The organism is Macrococcus capreoli (genome assembly GCF_025628935.1).
Taxonomy (GTDB): Bacteria; Bacillota; Bacilli; order Staphylococcales; family Staphylococcaceae; genus Macrococcoides; species Macrococcoides capreoli.
Window position 1 is genome coordinate 1 of record NZ_JAOTIS010000032.1, and the last position, 2,931, is coordinate 2,931.

General features: G+C 50.3%; 1 rRNA gene. It reads left to right on the forward strand.

Features of this window, described 5'->3' with window-relative positions:
* Positions 1–6 precede the first annotated feature (6 nt).
* A 23S ribosomal RNA gene (locus OCL94_RS13075) occupies positions 7–2,926 on the forward strand.
* The last annotated feature ends 5 nt before the right edge of the window (positions 2,927–2,931 follow it).

Sequence of the window (2,931 nt, forward strand, 5' to 3'; positions counted from 1 at the left end):
ATAACAGATTAAGTTATTAAGGGCGCACGGTGGATGCCTTGGCACTAGAAGCCGAAGAAGGACGTTACTAACGACGATATGCTTTGGGGAGCTGTAAGTAAGCTTTGATCCAGAGATTTCCGAATGGGGAAACCCAGCATGAGTTATGTCATGTTATCCATATATGAATACATAGTATATGAGAAGGCACACCCGGAGAACTGAAACATCTAAGTACCCGGAGGAAGAGAAAGAAAACTCGATTCCCTTAGTAGCGGCGAGCGAAACGGGAAGAGCCCAAACCAAAGAGCTTGCTCTTTGGGGTTGTAGGACACTCAATACGGAGTTACAAAGGAACAGTTTAGACGAATGACTTTGGAAAAGTCAGCCATAGAAGGTAAAGGCCCTGTAGTCGAAAAGTTGTTCTCTCCTGAGTGGATCCTGAGTACGGCGGAACACGTGGAATTCCGTCGGAATCCGGGAGGACCATCTCCCAAGGCTAAATACTCTCTAGTGACCGATAGTGAACCAGTACCGTGAGGGAAAGGTGAAAAGCACCCCGGAAGGGGAGTGAAATAGAACCTGAAACCGTGTGCTTACAAGTAGTCAGAGCCCGTTAATGGGTGATGGCGTGCCTTTTGTAGAATGAACCGGCGAGTTACGATTTGATGCAAGGTTAAGCAGTATATGTGGAGCCGTAGCGAAAGCGAGTCTGAATAGGGCGAATGAGTATCAGGTCGTAGACCCGAAACCAGGTGATCTACCCATGTCCAGGTTGAAGTTCAGGTAACACTGAATGGAGGACCGAACCGACTTACGTTGAAAAGTGAGCGGATGAGGTGTGGGTAGCGGAGAAATTCCAATCGAACCTGGAGATAGCTGGTTCTCTCCGAAATAGCTTTAGGGCTAGCCTCGTGTGATGATTATTGGAGGTAGAGCACTGTTTGGACTAGGGGCCCCCCTCGGGTTACCGAATTCAGACAAACTCCGAATGCCAAATAATTTAACACGGGAGTCAGACTGCGGGTGATAAGGTCCGTAGTCGAGAGGGAAACAGCCCAGACCACCAGCTAAGGTCCCAAAATATATGTTAAGTGGAAAAGGATGTGGCGTTGCCCAGACAACTAGGATGTTGGCTTAGAAGCAGCCATCATTTAAAGAGTGCGTAATAGCTCACTAGTCGAGTGACGCTGCGCCGAAAATGTACCGGGGCTAAACATATTACCGAAGCTGTGGATCCGTAAGGATGGTAGGAGAGCGTTCTAAGCAGCGTCGAAGCATGATCGTAAGGACATGTGGAGCGCTTAGAAGTGAGAATGCCGGTGTGAGTAGCGAAAGACGGGTGAGAATCCCGTCCACCGATTGACTAAGGTTTCCAGAGGAAGGCTCGTCCGCTCTGGGTTAGTCGGGACCTAAGCCGAGGCCGAATGGCGTAGGCGATGGACAACAGGTAGATATTCCTGTACCACCTAAGATTGTTTGAACGATGGGGGGACGCAGTAGGATAGGCGAAGCGTACTGTTGGTTATGTACGTCCAAGCACTGAGACTGAGTATTAGGCAAATCCGGTACTCTTAAGGTCAAGGTGTGATGGGGAGCGAAATTATAGTAGCGAAGTCGTTGATTTCACACTGCCAAGAAAAGCCTCTAGTTAGAAATTAGGTGCCCGTACCGCAAACCGACACAGGTAGTCAAGATGAGAATTCTAAGGTGAGCGAGCGAACTCTCGTTAAGGAACTCGGCAAAATGACCCCGTAACTTCGGGAGAAGGGGTGCTTTTTAGGGTGCAAGCCTTGAAGAGCCGCAGTGAATAGGCCCAAGCGACTGTTTATCAAAAACACAGGTCTCTGCAAAACCGTAAGGTGACGTATAGGGGCTGACGCCTGCCCGGTGCTGGAAGGTTAAAAGGAGTGGTTAGCATTAGCGAAGCTACGAATTGAAGCCCCAGTAAACGGCGGCCGTAACTATAACGGTCCTAAGGTAGCGAAATTCCTTGTCGGGTAAGTTCCGACCCGCACGAAAGGCGTAACGATTTGGGCACTGTCTCAACGAGAGACTCGGTGAAATCATAGTACCTGTGAAGATGCAGGTTACCCGCGACAGGACGGAAAGACCCCGTGGAGCTTTACTGCAGCCTGATATTGAAATTCGGCACAGCTTGTACAGGATAGGTAGGAGCCTTTGAAGCGTGAGCGTCAGCTTACGTGGAGGCGTTGGTGGGATACTACCCTGGCTGTGTTGACTTTCTAACCCGCACCACTTATCGTGGTGGGAGACAGTGTCAGGCGGGCAGTTTGACTGGGGCGGTCGCCTCCTAAAGAGTAACGGAGGCGCTCAAAGGTTCCCTCAGAATGGTTGGAAATCATTCGCAGAGTGTAAAGGCACAAGGGAGCTTGACTGCGAGACCTACAAGTCGAGCAGGGTCGAAAGACGGACTTAGTGATCCGGTGGTTCCGCATGGAAGGGCCATCGCTCAACGGATAAAAGCTACCCCGGGGATAACAGGCTTATCTCCCCCAAGAGTTCACATCGACGGGGAGGTTTGGCACCTCGATGTCGGCTCATCGCATCCTGGGGCTGTAGTCGGTCCCAAGGGTTGGGCTGTTCGCCCATTAAAGCGGTACGCGAGCTGGGTTCAGAACGTCGTGAGACAGTTCGGTCCCTATCCGTCGTGGGCGTAGGAAATTTGAGAGGAGCTGTCCTTAGTACGAGAGGACCGGGATGGACATACCTCTGGTGTACCAGTTGTCGCGCCAGCGGCATAGCTGGGTAGCTATGTATGGACGGGATAAGTGCTGAAAGCATCTAAGCATGAAGCCCCCCTCAAGATGAGATTTCCCAACTTCGGTTATAAGATCCCTCAAAGATGATGAGGTTAATAGGTTCGAGGTGGAAGTACAGTAATGTATGGAGCTGACGAATACTAATCGATCGAAGACTTAATCAATTTTA